This is a genomic window from Thermoleptolyngbya sp. M55_K2018_002 (genome assembly GCF_015295965.1).
In the GTDB taxonomy this organism is placed as follows: domain Bacteria; phylum Cyanobacteriota; class Cyanobacteriia; order Elainellales; family Elainellaceae; genus Thermoleptolyngbya; species Thermoleptolyngbya sichuanensis.
The window spans coordinates 1-21,743 of the sequence record NZ_DVEA01000046.1; the positions used below are offsets into that span (position 1 = coordinate 1).

General features: G+C 59.4%; 7 protein-coding genes. 3 read left to right on the top strand and 4 right to left on the bottom strand.

Annotated features, from left to right (window positions below):
* Nucleotides 1–6,831, bottom strand: a 6,831-nt coding sequence (locus IGS51_RS01945; RefSeq protein ID WP_297075247.1) for a type I polyketide synthase, incomplete at its 3' end; no start/stop codon positions are given.
* Between the two features lie 594 nt (nt 6,832–7,425).
* Between IGS51_RS01945 and IGS51_RS01950 the strand changes: the two genes are divergently transcribed.
* The 3 genes from IGS51_RS01950 to IGS51_RS01960 all read left to right on the top strand — a co-directional run bounded on the left by IGS51_RS01950 (nt 7,426) and on the right by IGS51_RS01960 (nt 18,054).
* Complete coding sequence (locus tag IGS51_RS01950) at nt 7,426–8,619, top strand: 2-isopropylmalate synthase (protein WP_297075248.1); 1,194 nt, start codon at nt 7,426–7,428, stop codon at nt 8,617–8,619.
* Between the two features lie 213 nt (nt 8,620–8,832).
* Nucleotides 8,833–16,995 (top strand): type I polyketide synthase, encoded by an 8,163-nt coding sequence (locus IGS51_RS01955; RefSeq protein WP_297075250.1) that lies wholly within the window; start codon nt 8,833–8,835, stop codon nt 16,993–16,995.
* A 420-nt stretch (nt 16,996–17,415) separates the two neighbouring features.
* Nucleotides 17,416–18,054, top strand: coding sequence for an acyloxyacyl hydrolase (locus IGS51_RS01960; RefSeq protein ID WP_297075251.1), 639 nt, complete (start codon nt 17,416–17,418; stop codon nt 18,052–18,054).
* 3 nt (nt 18,055–18,057) lie between these two features.
* Here the strand turns inward: IGS51_RS01960 and IGS51_RS01965 are convergent, their stop codons facing one another.
* The 3 genes from IGS51_RS01965 to IGS51_RS01975 all read right to left on the bottom strand — a co-directional run.
* Entirely contained in the window at nt 18,058–19,290 is a 1,233-nt protein-coding gene (locus IGS51_RS01965; RefSeq protein ID WP_297075252.1) for a glycosyltransferase, read from the bottom strand.
* A gap of 54 nt (nt 19,291–19,344) precedes the next feature.
* Nucleotides 19,345–20,091 (bottom strand): aspartyl/asparaginyl beta-hydroxylase domain-containing protein, encoded by a 747-nt coding sequence (locus IGS51_RS01970; protein ID WP_297075253.1) that lies wholly within the window; start codon nt 20,089–20,091, stop codon nt 19,345–19,347.
* A 2-nt stretch (nt 20,092–20,093) separates the two neighbouring features.
* Nucleotides 20,094–21,743 (bottom strand): glycosyltransferase family 39 protein (locus IGS51_RS01975; protein ID WP_297075255.1); only part of this gene is annotated, 1,650 nt, incomplete at its 5' end.

Sequence of the window (21,743 nt, forward strand, 5' to 3'; positions counted from 1 at the left end):
GACGAACTGTCCAAAGCAGCCGGGGGCGATTGCTACCATCACGTCACCCGGCGAAACGTCCCGCACTGCCGCACCCACGCGCACCACCTCGCCGACGCACTCCAGCCCCAGGGGGCCCGCCTCGCCAGGATAGCGCCCCAGCGCATTCAGCACATCGCGGAAGTTCAGCCCCGCCACCAGCACCCGCAGTTCGAGTTCGTCTGCTGCGGGCGATCGCCGCTCGACGGTTTCCCAGGCAAGGCGATCGAGGCTGCCCCGTTCTGCAATTTGGAGTTGCACCCCGCGAGAGTTCCCACCAGCCGCGTCGCGATCGCCCCCCAGCAGGGCAGCCGCATAGGGTTGAACCTGAGCGACATAGCGCTGTCCCCGGTGAATCGCTACGCCAGCATCCGCTGCCCCAGACTGCACCTCGGCCCACAGCATCGCCCCTGCGTCGGAGGCTGCACCCGGTTCTAGGTCGAGGCAGCGGCACGGGAGGGCGGGATATTCCAAGGCGATCGTGCGACCCAGCCCCCAGAGGGGAGCCTGGGCCACGCCTGCGGACTGGGCTTTAGGTAAGATATTGAAGATATTGAGCGACTGGCTGCCCTGCGTCACTAGCCACAGAGGAGCCTGAACGCCCGTCTGCACGAGGGCTTGCGTCAGATAGAGCGCTCCGGCATAGGCGGTGCGGGTGTCTGCCAGGGTCGCTGCATCCAGTCCCCAGAGGTAGATTACGCCGCCGAGCGCCGGGGTCTGCTGCAAAACCTGCTGTACCAGCGCGTGGAACTCGTCGGGGCGATCGCCCTTCACCCGCTGTGCTGCCTGTAGCGGGGGGAGGCGATCGCCCGGAACTGCGCCCGCTGGAACTGTGTCTGCCGCAACTGTGCCTGCCGGAACGGCTCCCGGAACTACACCTGGAACTGCGCCCCTAACTGCGAGTGTATAAGTCTGCTGCGCCGCGTCTAGGCATTCGACCAATTGCTGCGCCACGCCCTGGGCATCGGCAAAAATCAGCCAGTGCGCTGCGGGCTGCGAAGGCAGCGAGGCAGGGCGGGGTGCAGGCTGCCACGCGAGTTCATGGAGCCAGCGGGAAACGTCGGGCGTGCGGCCCCAAGCATGGGACGACACGGCCTTGGCGGTCAATCCGGCGATCGCCAGCACGGGCTTTCCCTGCTCGTCAAACAGCCATACATCCGTCGTTAGCACGCTGGCAGACTGTTCTTTGACCGTCACATAGCTCCAGAGTTGATTGGATCGATGACCGTAATCATGCAGGCGATCGAGACGAATCGGGACATAGGGTTGAGCAGGATTCTGTACCAAAGCCAAGACGACTTGCAGACAAGAATCGAGCAAAGCAGGATGAATGCTGTAGTGTTCTGCCTGAGATTTCAGCGCGTCAGGAAGCTGCACGTATCCCAGAACGCTATTAAAAGGCTCCTGCGCTGATCGCCAGACCTGCTTTACGCCGTGGAACCGTGGCCCATAGTCCAGCCCAGGGAAGGAAGCCAGCCACGTTGTCCAGTCGATTTTCAGCGGGTGGGTATGCTGAAGCTGGGAAAGATCGGTCGTGGAGATGGGGGCAGCCGCTGTGCTGAGCGTTCCGTGAGCGTGCAGCGTCCACTGGGCCTTGCCCTGTCCACCCTCGCCCTGGGTACTGTGAATCTCGAAGGTGTATCCAGTTTCCTTGGGTGCAAGGCTGGTTTGGAGCGATCGCCCTCCACCCAGGGCTTCCTCCAGCACGAACGCCTGCGCCAGCACCACATTTTCAAGCTGAAGCGGCTTAGACGGCAGCAGCATCGCCCCAGCCGCCAGCGCCATTTCCAGATAGGCCGCGCCAGGAAAGACGATTGCGCCGTGAATCCGGTGATCAGAGAGAAACGGCAGGGATGCTAGCCGAAGCTGCACGTCGAATAGGGTGGCGCGGGGCGTGGCAATTTTTTGGCCCAGCAGCGGATGGACAGCTTGAGGGAGTGGCTGGGCCGTGGCGCGTGCAGGTGAGACATCCAGCCAATAGCGCTGCCGCTGAAAGGGGTAGGTGGGCAGCGAGAGGCGCTGTCGGCCGTAGGGCTGATCGAATCCGCGCCAGTCGATGGTGACTCCGTTGCCGTAAAGCTGCTGGAGGCTGTGAAGTAGGGTAGCCCAGTTGTCTTCCGGCGGATGCAGGCTGGCTAGCCACCGAATTTCCGAATGGTTTTGAGAATGGGTCGGCGATGATTCCAGGATCGCTCCCGGATGGTTCTCAGAACGGATTGCAGAACTACTTGGAGATTGTGTTTCAGATGGTCGCCGTTCACGTTCCTGCCAGTCTTTTTGAATCGCTTTGCCCATGCCAGCCAGCACAGGCTTTGGGCCACATTCCAGCGCCACTGTGCAGCCAAGCTGACGCAATTGGTCAACGCTGGCGGCAAACTGCACAGGCTGGCGCAACTGCCGACACCAGTAGGCCGGTGTCGTTATTTCCTCGCCGCAGACCGCTCCCGTGAGGTTGGAGATCAGCGGCAGGCGGGGGCTGGTGAACTGAACCTGGCTGGCAAGGGCCCGGAATTCGTCCACCATCGGCTCCATCATCGGCGAGTGGAAGGCGTGGGAGACAGACAGCGGCTTGACGGAAACCTGCGGCTGGAGGTGGGCGATCGCCCGATCGATTTGTGCAGGTTCACCGGAAATCACCGTATGCTGCGGGCCGTTGAGGGCGGCGATCGCCACGGTAATTCCGGCAGAATGCAGGGTGGACTGGACGGTTTCGGCGCTGGCAAACACTGCCGCCATCGCGCCGGGGGGTTGCGCCTGCATCAGCCGGCCCCGGTGTGCCACCAGCGTCAGCGCATCCGCCAAGCTAAATACGCCCGCCACGCAGGCCGCTACATACTCGCCGATGCTGTGCCCCAGGACGATATCTGGCTGCACACCCCAGGATCGCCACAATTCGCACAGGGCATACTCGACGGCAAACAGCGCGGGCTGGGCGTAGCGGGTCTGCTGGAGGTGGTCAGCGGGTGCGCTGCCATAGAGCAGGTCGGGCAGCGACCATCCCAGCAGCGGCCGCAGAATCTCGTCGCACTGGGCGATCGCCCCCCGAAACACGGGCTGCGCGTCGTAGAGCGATCGCCCCATCTGGGCATATTGCGCCCCTTGCCCCGTAAACAGAAACGCCACGGTGGGGCGGGTGGAGACGGTGTGGATTTCGGGCGCATTCAGCCAGCCTTGCAACTGCGCCTGGGCCTCGGCAACGTCTGCCGCGACGATTGCTAACCGGTGAGCAAAGGGCGATCGCCCGACATTAGCCGTAAAGCACACGTCGGCGAGGGGCGCGTCGGGATGCTCTGCGAAGAACTGGACATAGCGACGGGCCAGGGCTTGCAGGGCAGCGGGCGTTTTGGCAGAAAGGGTCAGCGGATGCAGCGGGCGATCGGGCACAGAAGACCGCGGGGGCAGCAACGGGGGCGCTTCTTCCAGCACCACATGGGCATTCGTGCCGCCAATGCCCAGGGAGTTGACACTGGCGCGGCGCGGGGAGCCGTCCGTGTGCCAGTCGCGCAGCGTGGTATTCACAAAAAACGGGCTATGGGCGAAGTCGATCTGCGGGTTGGGCTGCTGGAAATGCAGGCTGGGCGGCAGTTGGCGGTGCTGCAAACAGAGGACGGTTTTGATGAAGCCGACGATGCCAGAGGCGACGTTGAGATGGCCGACGTTGGTTTTGACGGAGCCGAGGGCGCAAAACTGCGGGCGCTGGGAGCCGCTGCGAAAGGCCCGGGTGAGGGCAGCAACTTCGATGGGGTCGCCCAGTTCCGTGCCTGTGCCGTGGGCTTCGACGTAGGTAATGCTGTCTGGGTCAACGCCTGCCACGGCCAGGCACTCACGGATCACGGCGGCCTGTCCATCGGCACGGGGCGCGAGGTAGCCCGCCTTTTGGCTACCGTCGTTGCCAATGGCGGAACCCTTGACCACGGCGTAGATCTGATCCCCGTCGGCGATCGCCTCCTGCAACCGTTTCAGCACCACCACGCCCGCGCCGCTGCCAAAAATCGTGCCCCGCGCCTGGGCATCAAACGCGCGACAGTGCCCGTCTGGCGACAGGATCATGCCGTCTTGATACAGATGCCCCGCCCGCTGCGGCGTTTCCACCGACACGCCCCCCGCCAGCGCCAGGTCGCACTCGCCGCGCAAGAGCGATTGACCGGCCAGATGCACTGCCACCAGCGAGGTGGAGCAGGCGGTTTGCACGTTGACGCTGGGCCCCGTCAGGTTCAGCTTGTAGGAAACGCGGGTGGTGAGGTAGTCCTTGTCGTTGGCGATCGCCATCTGAAAACCGCCCATCGCGCTCAGCGTCACCACGTCCAGCGAATCGTTGGCATCCAGCCGATGGCGGTTGGGATAGACGTGGTTCAGCAGGTAGCTGTTCATCGAAGCGCCAGCATACAGGGCGATCGCCCCGCCGTCGGCCGTGTAGGCAAAGGGGTCGTAGCCCGCGTCCTCCAGGGCTTCCCAGGCGCACTCCAGCATCAGCCGCTGCTGCGGGTCGAGCAGTTCTGCCTCGCGGGGGCTATAGCCAAAAAAGTCCGCGTCGAACTGCTCCACATCGTCTAGAATCGGGCTGGCTTTTACATAGTTGGGATGGCGCACCAGATCAGGGTCTATGCCCGTCGCCAGGATTTCTTCATCGCTAAAAAAAGTGATGGACTCCACGCCATTTTGCAGGTTTTGCCAAAATTCCGCAGGCGAAGCGGCTCCGGGAAAGCGGCAGGCCAGCCCAATTACCGCGATGTCGTTCGACTGTCCTGCATTTGACTGTTCTGCATTTTCTCGACGACGCTGCGATGCACGAAGCGATCCCGGTGGGAATCGCTGCTGGTTCTGAGGCACCGCCTCAGCCACCGGGGGCCGCGCCAGAAACTCGGCCAGGCTGGCAATGGTGGAATGCTGAAACAAGTCCACTGCCGAAACGGTATGCCCCTGCTGATGAAGCTGGTGCAACACCTGCATCAGTTGCAGCGAACTGCCCCCCAGTTCAAAAAACTGCTCGTCGAGGGCGATCGCCCCCAGCCCCAGCACCGACTGCCAGATTTCCAACAGCGATCGCTCTAGCTGGTTGCGCGGCGGCGGGGCGGGTGGAACCTGCTGAAACGCTTCGGCGATGGACTGGAGGCGATCGCCAAACGCGCCAACCTGAAAGCGGCGGCTGAGTTCGCTGCGCTGAATTTTGCCGAGAGCGGTTTTGGGAATCTCGTCCTGCGCCACCGGGATGACATAGTCGGGACTCACACCCAGCCGCGTGGCCACCTGCCGTCGCACGGCTTTCACCAGTTCCCTCAAGGCTGCGGTATCCGTCAGTTCAACAGTGGGATGCAGAAAAATGGCGAGGCGATCGCTCGTTTCCTGATCCCGGCGCACGGCGCAGGCAGCGGTGTAGGACACCTCTACACCGGGCAACTCCTCGACCACGGCTTCGATTTCGTGGCTATACACATTTGCGCCGTTGAGGATAATCAGGTCTTTTTGGCGGCCCGTGATGGTAAGCCGCCCGGTGTGCAGAAAACCCAGATCGCCCGTAATGAACCAGCCGTCGGGCGTAAAGCACTCGGCATTCAGGTCGGGGCGATTGTAGTAGCCGGGAGTGAGGGTCAGCCCGCGCACTTGCAGGCTGCCGACCTGACCCGCGGGCACAACCTGCTGCTGCTCGTCCACAATCCGCAGCGACACGCCGGGAATCGGCCGCCCCACATCAACGAAGGTATCCTCATCGCGGGTCGTAGCTAGGGAAAACTCGTGGGAATGCACAATGCCAGAGGTGGTTTCCGACATGCCATAGCCGGGGCTGACCACGCCATCCCGCAGACCGCAGGGCGCGAGGAGCTGCAAAAAGCTGCGGGTGGTTTTGGCGACGACGGCCTCGGCCCCGTTGCCCATCCACGCCAGGCAGGACAAGTCCCACTGCCGCTGGGCCACCTCCTGCGGGCGATCGCAGATCAGCCCATAGGCAAAGTTGGGGGCCCAAGTGACGGTGACGCGATGGCGATCGCACAGATCCAGCCACCGCAGCGGGTCTTGCAGCACATAGTCGTTGCTGACCTGAATCTGCGGACAGCCGACAAAAACCTGCGTCAGGTGAAACATCACGAGGCTGGCGACATGTTCCAGCGGCATCCAGTTGAGACTGAGGCTGCCCCCGGTAATGCGGTTCACGGACGCCATGCCAAAGGCGCTCACCAACAGGTTGCGCTCCGTCAGCATCACGCCCTTGGGTTGCCCCGTGCTGCCAGAGGTAAACAAGATCAGCGCCAGTCGGTCGGTCGCCAACGCGGTGTCGGAAGGCGGTTCGAGCGGCGGATCGGACTCGGCAGCGAGCAGCGCTGGCAGGGGCAGCAGGCGGCTGGGGTCGCAGCGAAATTCGGCAGAACCGTCCGTGCAAAAGGCTTGCAGGGCAGGGGCGATCGCCCCGCCAACCAGCACCCACGGGGGATCCAACTGCCCCAAAATGGCGCGGAACTGGAGTGCCTTGCTCTGCGACTCGGCATAGGCCGGCGGCACGGCAATGGGCACCACCACCAGTTCCCCTAGCCACCCCGCCCAGATTGCAGCGAGAAACTCATCGGGATCGGAAATTTGCAGGACGAGGCGATCGCCCGCTTTCACGCCTGCGGCCCACAACCCAGCTAAAATTCTTGCAGCCTGCTGAGCCAGCGCCCGATAGGGCTGATGACGTTCGGCTCCGGCTGGAGAAATGTGGAGAATTGCCCCTTCGCCGACGGCTGCGCGATGTAAAACCCTTGAGAGACTGGGCAGGGAGCGGAGATCTGAAACCTCATCACCATGACACACGGACAAAAACGCGGAATGGGCATCCATCATGCTGTTGTCTGTAGACAGCGCTTGAGAAAGCGATGACTCGCCGCTCAGCCCCCTTCAATTCAGAGCCAATTATACAGCACGGGTCTGGTGGGGGAGGGCGCTGGGTGTATGTTTATTATGTTGCGCCTCGCGTGTGATTCACGGTGCCCTGCGGTATAACTTGCGTACCTGCGGGTAATACGTTTGGGTTAGGTAGGCTGCTGGCAGGGGTGCATCCTTACTGGATGTCTAGAACTGGATGTCTAGAAACCCTCTTCAGCAGGCTTTTCAGGGGCGATCGCACCTGTTGAGGGGTGCAGTTGAGGGGTGCAATAGTCCTCTGGAACCCTGATCCACTTTGTGCGTCATGCGCTGTGTCATCCTGGTCTTGTGCTAAAAAACACTCATGACTGAATAACCCCAAACCGACCTGCATGAACCCCGAATCATAAACGCTAAATGCCACGCTGTTTCGCTGAGCCTTTTCAATCAGCCGTTTCGATGAGCCTCTGATGAAGATTTTTTGATGCAGATTTTTAGATGCAGATTTTTCTGATGCGGACTTTGTCGCCGTAGTTGTTGTTTCTTGGGACCGAGTCCGACTGCAATCCTATGGAGACCATTCACCTGATCATCGCCGACGAAACGCTCCGCGACGGAGAGCAGCAGGTCGGAGTCTGTTTTAGCAAAGACATGAAGCGCAAGCTGGCCCACGAAATCGCCAGCACAGGGGTTCACTCGCTCGCCCTGATGCCCGCCGTTCACCCGGTCGAGGAGCAGTTGGTGAAAACGCTGGTAGCCGATGGGCTGGGGGGACAACTGGCGGCATCCACAATGATGAGCAAAGCCTGCATTCGGCAGTCCCAAACGACGGGGGTGCAGCACATTATTTTGTTTCATGCCGTGTCGGATCGGCTGCTGCTGCTGCGCGACCCAGAGATGCAGGTGGCGGAAGGCGGCCAGGCGCGAGAGGCAGCGTTGCTCAATGGCATCAAGGCGACCCCAGATCAGGTGCAGATGGTGCGGGCAAATATGTGCCGTCGCGTCCGCCAGCATTTGGAATACGCGGCTCAGCTTGGGCTGCGAATTAGCTTTGCAGCGGAAGATGCCAGCCGCGCCGATTTTGATTTTTTGGTGGAATGTATCAACCAGTTTTCGCCCTACCTGGAGCAGTTTTTGCTGTGCGATACGGTGGGCTGCCTTACGCCAGAAAAATCCTACATCTGGATTCACGATTTACTCGCGTCGGCCCGCTGTGCGCCGCTGATTGTGCATTTTCACAACGACATGGGGCTGGCCCTAGAGAACACGATCCAGGCGGTGCGGGCCGGGGCGGCGGGGATCTCTGGCACCTTTGGCGGCATCGGAGAGCGGGCGGGCAATGTGGCCATCGAGCAGGTGCTAAACGGGCTGCGGCTGCGGTTTGGCTGGGAGGTGGCGGGGATAGACTACGAGGCGATCGCCCGCGTCGGCCAGCACCTCGACCAACTGGGCGCACGGGCCTATCCGCCCTATTCGCAGGCGGCCCAGCGTCACGAAGCCGGGATTCATGTGCATTCCCTAATGCGCGATCGCCTCTCCTACGCCATTTTTCCCTACGGGCAGCCGGAAATCTGGTTCGGCAAACACAGCGGCGTAAGCAACATTCGCTACTTGTTTGAACACTGCCTGCAAAAGCCACTCGACCGAGAAAAGTACGAGCAGATCTGCCAGGATATTAAAAATCTTTCAATCCAGCAAAACCGCTCGTTTTCCACCGATGAAATCCTCCAGTGGCTCCAGGAACAATCCTACGATTCCGCCTAAGCCAAACCAGGGCTGATTTTGATTTTAGATTGCCGATTTTGGAGCATTCAGAGCATTCATTGTGTTGCTTAAGTGAGATTTTCAGCTATTTTCTGTACAGAATTGAGCCTGGAAATTAACATAAAACCCAAAATCTAAAATCCAAAACCCAAAATCTAAAACCCAAAATTCTCCCTCCTCTATAAACTCCCCTGTCCACTGACCGACTCGCGTATGCCCCCAGAACCCATCGCAATTATTGGAATTGGCTGTCGCTACCCCGGCGCTGATTCTCCCGACGCTTTTTGGCAGTTGCTTAAAAACGGTGTCGATGCCGTCACAGAAGTACCGCCCGCTCGGTGGAACAAAGACCAGTTTCAAGCAGTGGCGAATACAGAATCAGCCAGAGCCAGCCTGCGGTGGGGCGGTTTTTTAGAACAGGTCGATCAGTTCGACCCGCTGTTTTTTGGGATTGCGCCCCGCGAAGTGAACACGATGGACCCGCAGCAGCGGCTCTTATTAGAAGTGGCGTGGGAGGCGATGGAGGATGCAGGCATTGTGCCGGAGCGCCTGCGGGGAACGGATACGGGCGTGTTTGTGGGCATCGGCACGCACGACTATTCCATCATGCTGTGGCAAGACCCCATTGATGACCCGTATCTCACCACAGGCACGGGCAACTGCATCGCCGCCAATCGGATTTCCTATATTTTTGACCTGAAGGGGCCGAGTCTGTCGGTGGATACCGCTTGCTCTTCCTCGCTAATTGCCGTTCACCTAGCGTGTCAAAGCCTGTGGACGGGTGAATCGACGATGGCGCTGGCGGGCGGCGTGAATGTGCTGCTGCTGCCGACGGTGACGCTGGGCTTTGCACGGGGCGGGTTCATGTCCACCAGCGGGCGCTGCCGCAGCTTTGATGCCAGGGCCGATGGCTACGTCCGCAGCGAAGGGGCAGGGATGGTGCTGCTGAAGCCCCTGTCGCAGGCGCAGGCGGATGGCGACCCGATTTATGCCGTGATTCGGGGCACGGCTGCAAATCAGGATGGGTTCAGCAACGGCATGGCCGCGCCGAATGTAGACGCGCAGGAGCGGGTGCTGCGGGCGGCCTATCGGCGGGCGGGCATTTCCCCAGGGCAGGTGCAATATATCGAAGCGCACGGCACGGGTACGAAACTGGGTGACCCGATCGAAATCACGGCGCTGGGCCGAGTGCTGACGGAGGAGCGTCCGGCAGGTAGCTTATGCGCGGTGGGTTCGGTGAAGTCCAACATCGGGCATACAGAAACGGCAGCGGGCGTAGCAGGGGTGATCAAAGCCGCCCTCAGCCTGAAGCAGGGGCAAATTCCGCCTAGCCTCCATTGCCAAACACCCAATCCGCAAATTGGATTTGACTCACTGCCGTTGCGAGTGCAGACGGAGCTAACACCGTGGAAATCCAGCCCTGCGATCGCCGGAGTGAATTCTTTCGGCTTTGGCGGCACGAACGCGCATATCGTCATGCAGGAAGCACCGCCGCCTGCTGAACAGAATGGGGCTAAGAATGTCCCTAAGAAGATAAATAAGAAAGTAAGCAAGAAGGTAAGCAAGAAGCTAAACAAGAATTCAAAAAAGAAGCAGATCGACGCGCTATTGGAACATGAATCGGAAGGCGATCGCCCGCCGTATCTGCTCACCCTCTCCGCCAAAAGCGAAACTGCCCTGCGACAGCTAGCACACCGCTATAGCGAATACCTGACGAATCACCCAGAGACGGATTTAGACGGTTTGTGCTTTACGGCAAACACCGGGCGATCGCGCTTTTCCCATCGGCTGGCGCTGGTGGCAGCGTCTCCTGTGCAGATGCAGCAGCAGCTTCGAGCCTTTGCCCAGCGCCAGGAAACGGCCAATCTCACTTACGGTGTGGCTTCCCAAGCAGCTACAAAGGTGGCGTTTCTGTTTACGGGTCAGGGGTCGCAGGCGGTGGATATGGGGCGATCGCTCTACCAAACACAGCCGCTCTTTCGCGAAACGGTAGACAAAGCCGCGAAACTGCTGGAGCCTCAGCTTAAGCGTCCCCTCTTGTCGGTGCTGTATCCCGCGCCAGACCAGGCTTCCGAAGCCGCCGACTGGATCGACCAGACCGCCTACACCCAGCCGGTCCTGTTTGTGTTGGAATATGCCCTGGCGACGCTGTGGCAGTCGTGGGGCGTGCAGCCTGCGGTGGTCATGGGCCACAGCATTGGCGAGTATGTGGCGGCCTGCATTGCCGGGGTGTTTAGCCTGGAGGATGCGCTGCGGCTGGTAGCGGCGCGGGGACGGCTGATGCAGGCTCTCCCGCAGGGCGGCGGCATGGTGGCGGTGATGGCGGATGCAGAAACGGTGGCGGCGCGGCTGGGGACGGCAGAAACGGTGGCGATCGCCGCTCTCAATGGCCCGCAGTCTACGGTCATCTCCGGCGAGAAAACGGCCCTGGCAAAGCTCACTGCTCAACTCGCCGCTGAAGGCATCAAAACCACACCGCTGAACGTCTCCCATGCCTTCCACTCGCCGCTGATGTCGCCCATGCTGGCGGAGTTTGCCCAGGTTGCGAATACCGTTGCTTACCACAGTCCGCACATTCCGCTAATTTCCAACGTGACGGGCGATTTTATGACCACAGACATCGCCACGCCCGACTACTGGGTTCAACATATTTGCCAGCCCGTGCGATTTAGGCAGGGCATGGACACCTTGCAGCAGCAGGGCTGTGGCGTGCTGCTGGAGATCGGCGCAAAGCCAATTCTGCTGGGCATGGGGCGGCTGTGCGTGCAGGCCAGCGATCCCGATTTGGCGGAAACCATGCTCTGGCTGCCGAGCCTGCGACCGGGACAAGACGACTGGCAAACGCTGCTCAGCAGCCTGGGTGAACTGTATGTTCGCGGCGTGGATATCGACGGGCGGGCGATCGCCCCTCCCTCTGCCCGACGGATTCCCAACCTGCCGACCTACCCGTTCCAGCGACAGCGCTACTGGTGGCAGCCGGATCACCCGTCTGGATCAGTTAGCCCATCTGCACCCAGTCGCCCGCGTTCTCTAGGGCTGCATCCCCTGCTGGGCGAACGGCTGCGGCTGGGCGGCACCAGCGACATCCGGTTTGAAGCGCAAGTCAGCGCCGATGCACCCGCCTATCTTGCGGATCATCGGATTGCCACGCAGCCCGTCTTTCCCGCCGCCGCCTATGCAGAAATGGCGATCGCCGCGGGGCGGGCCGTGGGGCTATCCCCAGTAGAACTGACTCAGGTTCGCATTGAGCAAGCACTGCGGCTGTCGGCGGCTGCCACCCCGCTGCAACTGGTGCTGTCGCCAGAAGCAGGCGGCTATCGGTTCCAACTCTTGAGCCTGAACGCTGAGTCGGAGGCGTGGACGCGCCATGTCACGGGCTTTTTGGCAGCAGGTCAGCCGTTGAGTTCCGGCCCTGCGCTGGCAGCGATCCAGGCACAATTTCGTCAGCAGGCGATCGCCCCGCTGGACTATTACGCCCAGTTGCGCCAGCAACACCTGAACTATGGCCCTGCGTTTCAGGTGATTCAGCAACTCTGGCAGGGCGATGGCGCTGCCCTGGCTCGCCTGCATCTGCCGGATACGCTGGGGACTGAGGCGGCGGCGTACCATCTCCATCCCGCACTGCTGGACGGCTGTTTTCAAACGGTGGCGGCCGCCTGCGGGCTGGACAGTGCTGCCGGAACTTACTTACCTACGGGCATCGAATCGCTGCGGCTGGGGGTTCCGGCCCAGTCCACGGTCTGGAGTTGGGTACGGCAGGTTCGCGCTGTGGCCCCACCGGAAAACGGCGGGCATTGGCATCAGACCAGCGAAGCCGCATTGCCCCTAGCTGCGGATTTACAGATTCTCAATCCGAATGGCGAACTCGTGGCTGAGATCACAGGACTGACCCTGCATCCCGTCGGCGAAATGTCGCTTCTGTGGCTGGCCGGCAGCACAGGATCTTCGCAGGTTGTAGAACGTGATCCGGCCCACTCCACAGAACTGCAAACGGAATGGATCTATACCCTAGACTGGCAGGCGGATAGGAATGATCCTCAGCCTGCGCCTGTGTCGGCTCAATCCCGCCATTGGATGATTCTGAGCGATCGCCAAAAGATTGGCCAACGACTGGCAGAACATCTGACCCAGCAGGGCGATTCGCATAGCAATCCCGTCGGGAATCGCGCATCACTGCTGTTTGCGGATTGGGGGTCGGATGGGGCTTTGGCAAACAGCGTGAATCCGCTGGATGCCGGAGAGATGCAGCAACGCATTGCAAAACCGGTGGCGATCGCCCCGGTGACCGATGTGGTGTACCTGTGGGGACTGGATACGGAACCGTCCAGCACGGGCCAAACGCTAACCCAAACCTGCACCCAGCTTTGCGGCGGCGTGCTGCATCTGGTGCAGGCGCTCAATGCCGTTCAAAAATCCCCCCCACCCCGGTTGTGGATCGTCACGGCGGGAACCCAAGCAATTGCCCCATCTGACCCGCCCACCCACGTCCCTGCGGCGGCGCTGTGGGGATTGGGGCGATCGCTGCGCCAAGAACAGCCCGACCTGCGCTGCACCTGCATCGACCTAGATGCGGCAGACCCAGACCCCGCCACAACCCTGCTGGCGACATTGCACCAGACCGGTGCGGAAGACCAGATCGCCTATCGCCAGGGCACTCGCTACGGGGCGCGGCTGAGTCCGGATCTGGCAAAGCCCGCCCTGACGATTCCCGCTGCGCCCTCATTTCGCCTGGGCTTGACGCAATACGGCGTGCTGGATCACCTGACGCTGATGCCCTGCCAGCGGCGATCGCCCGGCCCTGGTGAAGTGGAGATCTTGGTGCGGGCGGCAGGCGTGAATTTCCGCGACGTACTGAACGCCCTGGGAATGCTCCAGCCCTATCTGGAACACATGGGCTTTGCCACGGCAGACGCAGTGCCCTTTGGCGGCGAGTGTGCAGGGACGGTGGTGGCCCTGGGCGAAGGCGTGACGGCATTCCGCGTGGGCGACGAGGTGATGGCCGCGCAGGCAATTGGCAGCCTGGGGCAGCATGTCACCGTAAATGCGAAATGGGTTGCGCCGAAGCCCAGATCCCTCACCTTTGCGGAAGCAGCAACGATTCCGACGGCGTTTCTGACGGCAGTCCACGGACTCTGCCAGTTAGCAAAGCTGCAAAAGGGCGAACGCATCCTGATTCATGCCGCAGCGGGCGGGGTAGGTCTGGCCGCAGTTCAGCTTGCCCTGCGCCTTGGGGCCGAGGTCTACGCCACGGCCAGCGCACCCAAACAGGCCTTCCTCAAGTCTCTCGGCGTGCAGCATGTGTTTGATTCGCGCACGCTGGCGTTTGCCGACCAGATCGCCAAAGCCACGCACGGCCAGGGCGTGGACGTGGTGCTGAATAGCCTCAACGAAGACTACATTCCCCGCAGCCTGGAACTGCTGTCGCCCAGGGGTCGCTTCGTCGAAATCGGCAAGCTCGGCATCTGGACATCGGAGCAGGTTCGCGCCCTGCGCCCCGATGTGGACTATTTTTCGTTTGACTTGCTGGAGGTGTCGCAGGCGCAGCCAGACTACATTGCGGCGCTGCTGAACGACCTGACCGACCAGTTCCAGCGGGAGGCGTTGCAGCCGCTCAAGCACACGGTGTTTGAGATTGCCGAAGCGCCGACTGCCTTTCGCTACATGGCCCAGGCAAAGCACATCGGCAAGGTGGTGATGACGCTGCCGCCCGTGCTGCCCCAGCAGCCTGCGGTTCGCCCCGATGGAACCTATCTAATTACGGGCGGGCTGGGGGCGCTGGGCCAACTCACGGCGCAATGGCTGGTGGAGCAGGGGGCAAAGAGCCTGCTGCTGGTGGGGCGCAAGGCTCCCTCGGCGATCGCCCAAGCCTGGATCGACGACCTGAAAGCCCAGGGAGTGGCCGTCATCCCAGCCCAGGCAGATGTGGCAGAACCGGGGGCGATCGCCCCTCTGCTGGAACGCTGTCCCCAACCGCTGCGGGGCGTGGTTCACGCGGCCGGCGTGCTGGGCGACGGCATCCTGCAAAACCAGACGTGGGAGCGCTTTCAGGCGGTGCTGGCTCCCAAGGTGCAGGGAGCCTGGAACCTGCACGAACTGACGCGATCGCACGATTTGGATTTCTTCGTCTGCTTTTCGTCGGCTGCGTCGCTGCTGGGTTCGGCGGGCCAGACCAACTACGCCGCTGCCAATGCAGTGCTGGACAGCCTGATGCATCATCGCCGCCAGTTGGGACTGCCGGGCCTCAGCGTCAACTGGGGAGCCTGGGCCGTGGGCATGTCTACGCAACTGATGGAACGAGAGCGGCAGCGGCTCGAAGCTCAGGGCATGACGCTGATTTCGCCCGCGCAGGGGATGCCGCTGTTGGCTGAGCTATTGCGGCAAAACCCGGTGCAGGCAGGCGTGTTGCCCATCGATTGGGCTAGGTTTCGGGCAGCCCAAGCAGGACAGAAACTATCGCCCTTTTTTGAGCGCCTGCTGCCCGCCGCGCCCGTTGCTACCCCTGCTGCCTCTCCGCTGTTGCAAAGCTTGCAGCAGGCGGGCGATTTCGGGACGGATCACTTCACGAATCGCCTGGAGCGATTGCAGCAGTTTATCCAGCAGCAGTTAGCCAAAGTCCTGGGCTTTAGCGCACCGGAACTGATTGACATTCACGATCAGTTTTCGGACTTGGGGATGGATTCTCTGATGGCGGTGGAATTCACCAACCGACTCCAGGCAGGGCTAGGCTTCTCCATTTCGCAAGCGCTGCTGCTCGACCATTCCAGCGTGGCTGCCCTAGCGGAGCATCTGGCCACAACGCTGTTTCAGGATGGCCCCTCTGCGGGGAAAGGAGTAGTCACAGCCCAGCAGGCGATCGCCCAAACTGGGCAGTCTATTGCAATGGACATTGCCACAGCCACAGACCTTACCGCAACGGAAGCGACCGCCAGAGAAGGAGAAGACGGGCGATCGCCCCTGTCCTTGCAGCACCCTGAACAGTCAGATTCGGCACCCTCTAGGACAAAACAGGAGAACACCAGCCTGAACAGACTGACGAATGCAAGTATTTCCGCCGATCGAGTCGGGAACAGCAGCCTCTATACCCCTCAACCGGATGCGTCGGGTTCAAATTTAGGTTCAAATCCAGGTTCAAATCTAATCGCTCATTCTGAATCAGAAAATCTTGAGGTTCCAGAATCCTATTATCACTTTCATCTCACGCCTGAGTATCAGAACCTGCGACAGGAATTGAATCGAGTGGAAGAACTCGGCAACCCCTTTTTCATGCAGCATACTGGGATTTCCCGCGACACCACTGAGATTCACGAAAAAACATTCATCAGCTACGCCAGCTATAACTATCTGGGCATGTCCGGTGATCCGATTGTGACCCGGGCGGCGATTGCTGCGGTGCAGGAATATGGCACGTCGGTTTCCGCCAGTCGCGTCCTGTCAGGCGAACGCCCTTTCCACCGAGAGCTAGAACAGGAAATTGCTCGCTTTTTGGACACTGAGGATTGTCTGCTGTTTGTTGGGGGCCACGCCACAAACGTAACGACCATCGGGCATCTGTTTGGTCGCCAGGACTTGATCCTCTACGATGCCCTCAGCCACAACAGCATCCGCGAGGGCTGCAAATTGGCAGGGGCGACGCTGATGGAATTTCCGCACAACGATTGGCGATCGCTCGAACACCTGTTGTCCCAGCATCGCCTGCGCTATGAGAAAGTGCTGATTGCCATTGAAGGCATCTACAGCGCGGATGGCGACATCGCTCCCTTGCCAGACATTGTGGCGCTGAAAAAGCGTTTCAAAACCTTCCTGCTGGTGGACGAGGCGCACTCCATTGGCGTGTTAGGGCAGAGCGGTCGCGGCATTGGAGAACATTTTGGCATTGCGGCCCGCGACGTGGATCTGTGGATGGGAACGCTGAGCAAGTCGTTTGCAAGCTGCGGCGGCTACATTGCAGGCAGCAAGGCACTGGTGGAGTACCTAAAATATACGGCTCCTGGTTTTGTGTACAGCGTTGGCATGACTCCTGCGAACACGGCAGCCGCCCTCGCCTCGCTGCGACTGCTGCAACGGGAGCCAGAGCGAGTTCAGCGGCTCAGAGCGCGATCGCAGCTATTCCTCCACCTCGCACAAGACCACGCGCTGAACACAGGCGGCAGTGCAGACACGCCGATTATTCCGGTCATCATCGGCGACTCCCAGCGAGCGATTCAGCTTTGTCACCGCATGATGCAGCATGGGGTTCATGTGCAGCCGATGGTCTATCCCTCGGTGCCCTACGATCGCGCTCGTTTGCGGTTCTTTTTGTCTTGTTTACATACGGAGGAGCAAATTCACCTTACTGTATCGGCGATCGCCAAGGAGATTTCGCGATTGAATTCTTAGTTAGTTAAATTTCTAACCCCGACTAATGTCTAGGCTATGACCCGCACTGTTCATGCTTTTGTTCCAAATACGTGAATTCAGAGCTTACAGCAACTCTCAAAAGCTGAGCGTGAGCAGATCCAAAACCCCATCAAAAAAATGACATTTTCTATTCCTAAGAATCTTGCAAGAGCCTCCTCTTTGAATCATCAGTCTGTTTCTTCTAGAATTTCCTACGTCGCGCTAATTCTGACAACATCGTGGAGCGCTGTCGTGCTTTCTCCAATGTCGGCCCTTTCCCAGGAAGCATTACCCCGAGACGCTGTTTCCCCAGCTTCTACCCCCGCATTCGTTGAATCTTCTCCATCTGCGTTGCCGCCCGCCGCATCGACGGAATTCTTGCTTCCACCAGATTCCGCTGATGCGATTGCGGAGAGTCCGATGCCGCTTACGTCTTATCAGGCGGCGGATTTGCTGAATATGGAAGCGCTGTTGCCATCCGAGTTGTCCGCTACTGCCGACTACCCACCGGAGCCAGATGCAGACGGGAGGGCGATCGCCCAGGCTGAACCAGCCCCACCATCCGCCCCGGAACGCTTTGGATCCGTTGGGCAAAATTACTGGTACGTGCAGGCGGGGCCGTCCATTTCCTTCGATGCAGATGATGACGGCTTTGCAGCGTTTGGGCTGGCGGGTGCGGGCATTACGGACTTCTTTGCCCACGGGCACAGCATTAACCTGGAATTGAATAAGCTCAAGTTCATTCAGCCAGGAGACGATGCGGTGGGTCTTAATCTTGGGCTGATCCTTCGCTGGCACTTTGTACGAGAAGACACCTGGTCACTGTATGTGGATGGCGGCGCAGGGTTTCTGGTCACCAGTGAAGACGTGCCCGCAGAGGGTGGATCGCAGTTCAACTTCACGCCCCAGGTCGGCGGCGGTGCAACCTTCCGAATGCGAGACCAGGAACACCTCATGGTAGGGCTGCGCTGGCACCACATTTCCAATGCCGAGCTATACCCACCAAACCCCGGCCGCGATAGCATTCTACTCTACGTCGGCTATATGTGGCCGCGCTGAGGACTAGGGGTTGGTGGCAACAGGCAGGCGCGAAGCCCAAATGCTGACCAGGCGATCGACTGCCTGATCCCAACCGTAGGGCAGCACCCACTCTCGCGCCTGCTGCCCCAAGCGTCGCCGCAGGTCTGGGTCTTCGATGAGCAACTGAAGTTTTTCGACAAAATCTGCGGTGCTGTCCGGCTCATAGAGCAGACCGTTAACTCCGGGCTGAATGCTGTCCAGAACGCCGCCTGCCGCTGGAGCAACGGCGGGAATTCCAGCAGCAAAAGCTTCAAACAGCGTCAGCCCTTTGGTTTCCTTTTTGGAGGTCGTGACGTGGAAATCGCTATTTGCCATGAGTGCAGGAATCTGATTTGGAGACACGCGACCCAGCAGGTGAAAATCGACCACGCCCGTTAGCGATTGACGGATGGTATCCCGCAGTTCGCCATCCCCCGCAATCAGCAGCGAGATGCGATTTGAACCCAGGTTTTGGACTAGCGTTGGAACTGCTTTCAGCGTGAATTTCCAGCCCTTGTCTGGGGTTAATCGCCCCAGGAAAAGAAGTTTTGTGCGATCGCCCACTTCGATTCCATAGGTTTTTTCAAAAAATAGTTCCTGTCGCAGGGTCGGGCTAAAGGCAGTTAGATCAACGCCCAGCAACTCTTCGTATAGCGCATTCCTAATCCCCAGTTTTTGCAGCTTTTCATAGGTGGTTTTGCTGCCCGTTAGCGTTACATCATAGGCGTTGAATACCCGCTGAGTAATGAACACTTGGCAAAGCCACCTCACTAAGGTTTGCAGCGGGGCTGGCAGCGGAAAGAAGTCGTCAATGTATTCCAAGAAATTGGTGTGATAGAAGCTGGTGCAGGGGATCTGGTGCGTCTTCGCATGGGCGATCGCCGGAATTTTGCCAAAGCCGAGAAAGAGGCGATCGGGTTCATCCACATGAATAACATCAGGCTGAAATTGCGCCAATCTTTGCAGCACAAAATCATAGGACTTTGAGGTAAAATTGCGCTCAAACTCAACCCCCATAAATGAGGCGCTTGGCAAATTGATAACTTCTACACCAGGCAAAAAATGTCCCGTATAGTCTGCCCAATTTGGATAGATCGATTCCAGCGATTCATAGCTTGGACAAAACACTAAGACCTGATGACCCAACTCGCTCAGTCGCTTCAATCTGTGGAGGAGAGTGACTGTCACCCCATCGACGACGGGCAGAAAGCCAGACGTAAGAATTGCAATTTTCATGTATAAATTTAGCTGTTCAATCAATTATTAAATCTTGTCATTAGTCTGGGTCGATTATTTCTGTCTGGCTTCCCACTCTAAAAGATTTTTGCGACCGCTCTGCACATAGGGCGACCAGGCAATCAGTTGGATCATAAACTGATTGAACCAGGCTACGGGCGCACGCATGGGACGAATGAAATCAACAAACAAAATTACGCGAATGTCATCTGTATGATTCCAGGCGGAATGGGGAAACGTATCGTCAAAAATTAGGCTTTTTCCCTCCTGCCAGTGGCGCACTCCGCTGCCCACCCGAATGCCGCACTGCTCTGCCGCTGCGGGTACTTTTAGCCCCAGGTGATAGCGCAATAATCCCTTATAGGGGCCGCGATGTTCTGGGATGGTTTTATGGGGCAGCAGGATAGAAAAAAATGCCGTTTTCATGCCAGGAATCTGTTCAACTAGGCGCGTGGTTTCGGGGCAGCGCAGGCAGTTTTGCTCTGCTTTGTAGCCATAGCCATAGAGAAAGTAGGTCTTCCACAGATTGTCCTGAGTGATGCTGATCTGATCCGTGGAGATGTCTTGAAAATTGGGAATGGAATACACGTCTTTCAGCAGATTGTCTAACTCTGCTCGAATCGTTTTCCAGTTGGTTTCTAGAAGGCCAACCCAGGGAAAGTGCTGAACTTCAAAAAAAGCCCCGTCCCCAACAGCAGAATATTTCGCAATCAGATCCTCTAAGCTTCTAACCAGCTTTTCCCCTTGATGAACCGCAAAGGCTTTGTGCTGTTTCTGGAATTGATCGATTAAGGATTTCATGATCATGGAGAAGGGCAAGATTGGTTAACTGTCCAGAGAGACAGAGCCAGTTCATTGGGGACTAGTTTTTGGGGACGATAGGTTTCCTGAACGGGTTGGTTTGTTTCAGTTTGAATGCGGGTGATTAACGCTGCTGAGGGATTCAAAAGAAACACAGGCTGGCACGGTTCTAATAATAGGCGATCGCCCCTCCAATTCTCGCCCATCGAGGCAATCACCTGGATCTGCGTTTGGGGCTGCAAGTCGAGACTGAGGGAGACGAGATCCAGCGCCTGGGCAGGTTCGGCAATCAGGCGAGGGGGAAGGGTCTGGCCAGTGGTTTGGTTAATCAACACGGCGATCGCCCGATTGTGCAGATTGCGACTTTTCTGGTACTTGGGCGGCTGCTGAAGTTGGAAGCCGTAGGACAGAAAGCACAGGGCAATCAGGCAAAGCATCAGCCCCCGCCCAAATCGCCGCCGAGAGGGGGATTTGGCGCAGAGTGAGTCAGTGAGGTAAGAAGACAGCACCAAAATCATACCCAGGTGAAACGGCAGCAAATAGCGGGCAGCCGTGGAAAGCTGGCTATTGCGGACAACGTCTAGCCCCAGCAACAGAGCAGGAATCGTCAGGGCAAACAGCACGACAAATCCCCAGACCGGGCGTGGTCTGCGGCGGACGAGATGGCGGAGGGCGATCGCCAGCAGCAGCACCAGCAGCATGGAGGTCAGCAGTTTGGCGACGGTCGGCAGGTCGGGGGACAGCGTGGCGGGTACGTCAAACAGCAGGATGGAGGTGTTGTAGAGCCAGATTGCCAACAGCGGCAAAACGCCCATCGGCTGGCGCATCCATTCAGTATTGGCTTGCAGGGTATCCCAGCGACCCAGCACGACAAACACCCACGGAAGAAATAGCCCGACCGCCAGCGCCGCTGCCTGGAGGAACCCACGCCGCTGAGCGCGAGTCCGAGACGGGTCGCATCGCGAACTGCCCACCCCCAGCACATACAGCCCATGCCCCAGAAACACCAGCGCCGTCAGCAGCGACGTATACAGCCCCACCGCCATGCTGAATCCATAGGTCAACCAGCGCCGAAGCGAATGCGGCATCTCGTTCCCAATAGCATTCTGTTTCACGTTCTGTTTCGCGTCCTGTTTCAGGCTCTCTTTTGCGTACCCCATCGCGTTCCATAACGCCAAACTGCTCCACAGCAGCGTGACGCTCCACAGGCTGTAGGGACGCGCTTCTTGGGCATAGGATACGAAAAAGGGCGATAGGGCTAGTAACATCGTGGCGATCGCCCCGGCGGTGGCAGAATTGAACAACTGGCTGGCCAGTCGCCCGATGAGCGCAAGTGAGATCAGGCTGAACAGAACCGAGAGCGATCGCACGGCGACTATGCTGCTGCCCCAGAGTTTTGTCCAGCCGTGGGCTAGCAAGAAATAAAGCGGGGCGTGTTCGGGGCTTTGAGCCAGGGCACGGAGGACTTGGGTCAAGGGCAAATCGGGGGCGGGATGCAAAAACTGCTGGAGGTCTGCGGGCGTGCGGGGAACGCCGTCGCTGAGTTGGGCGGTGACTTCGGCGCGGGTGTAGCCAGAAATGCGAACCGAGGTGGCGACTTCATCCACCCAATACACGCGATCGCCCAGCCCATACCCCCGAAACAGGATGCC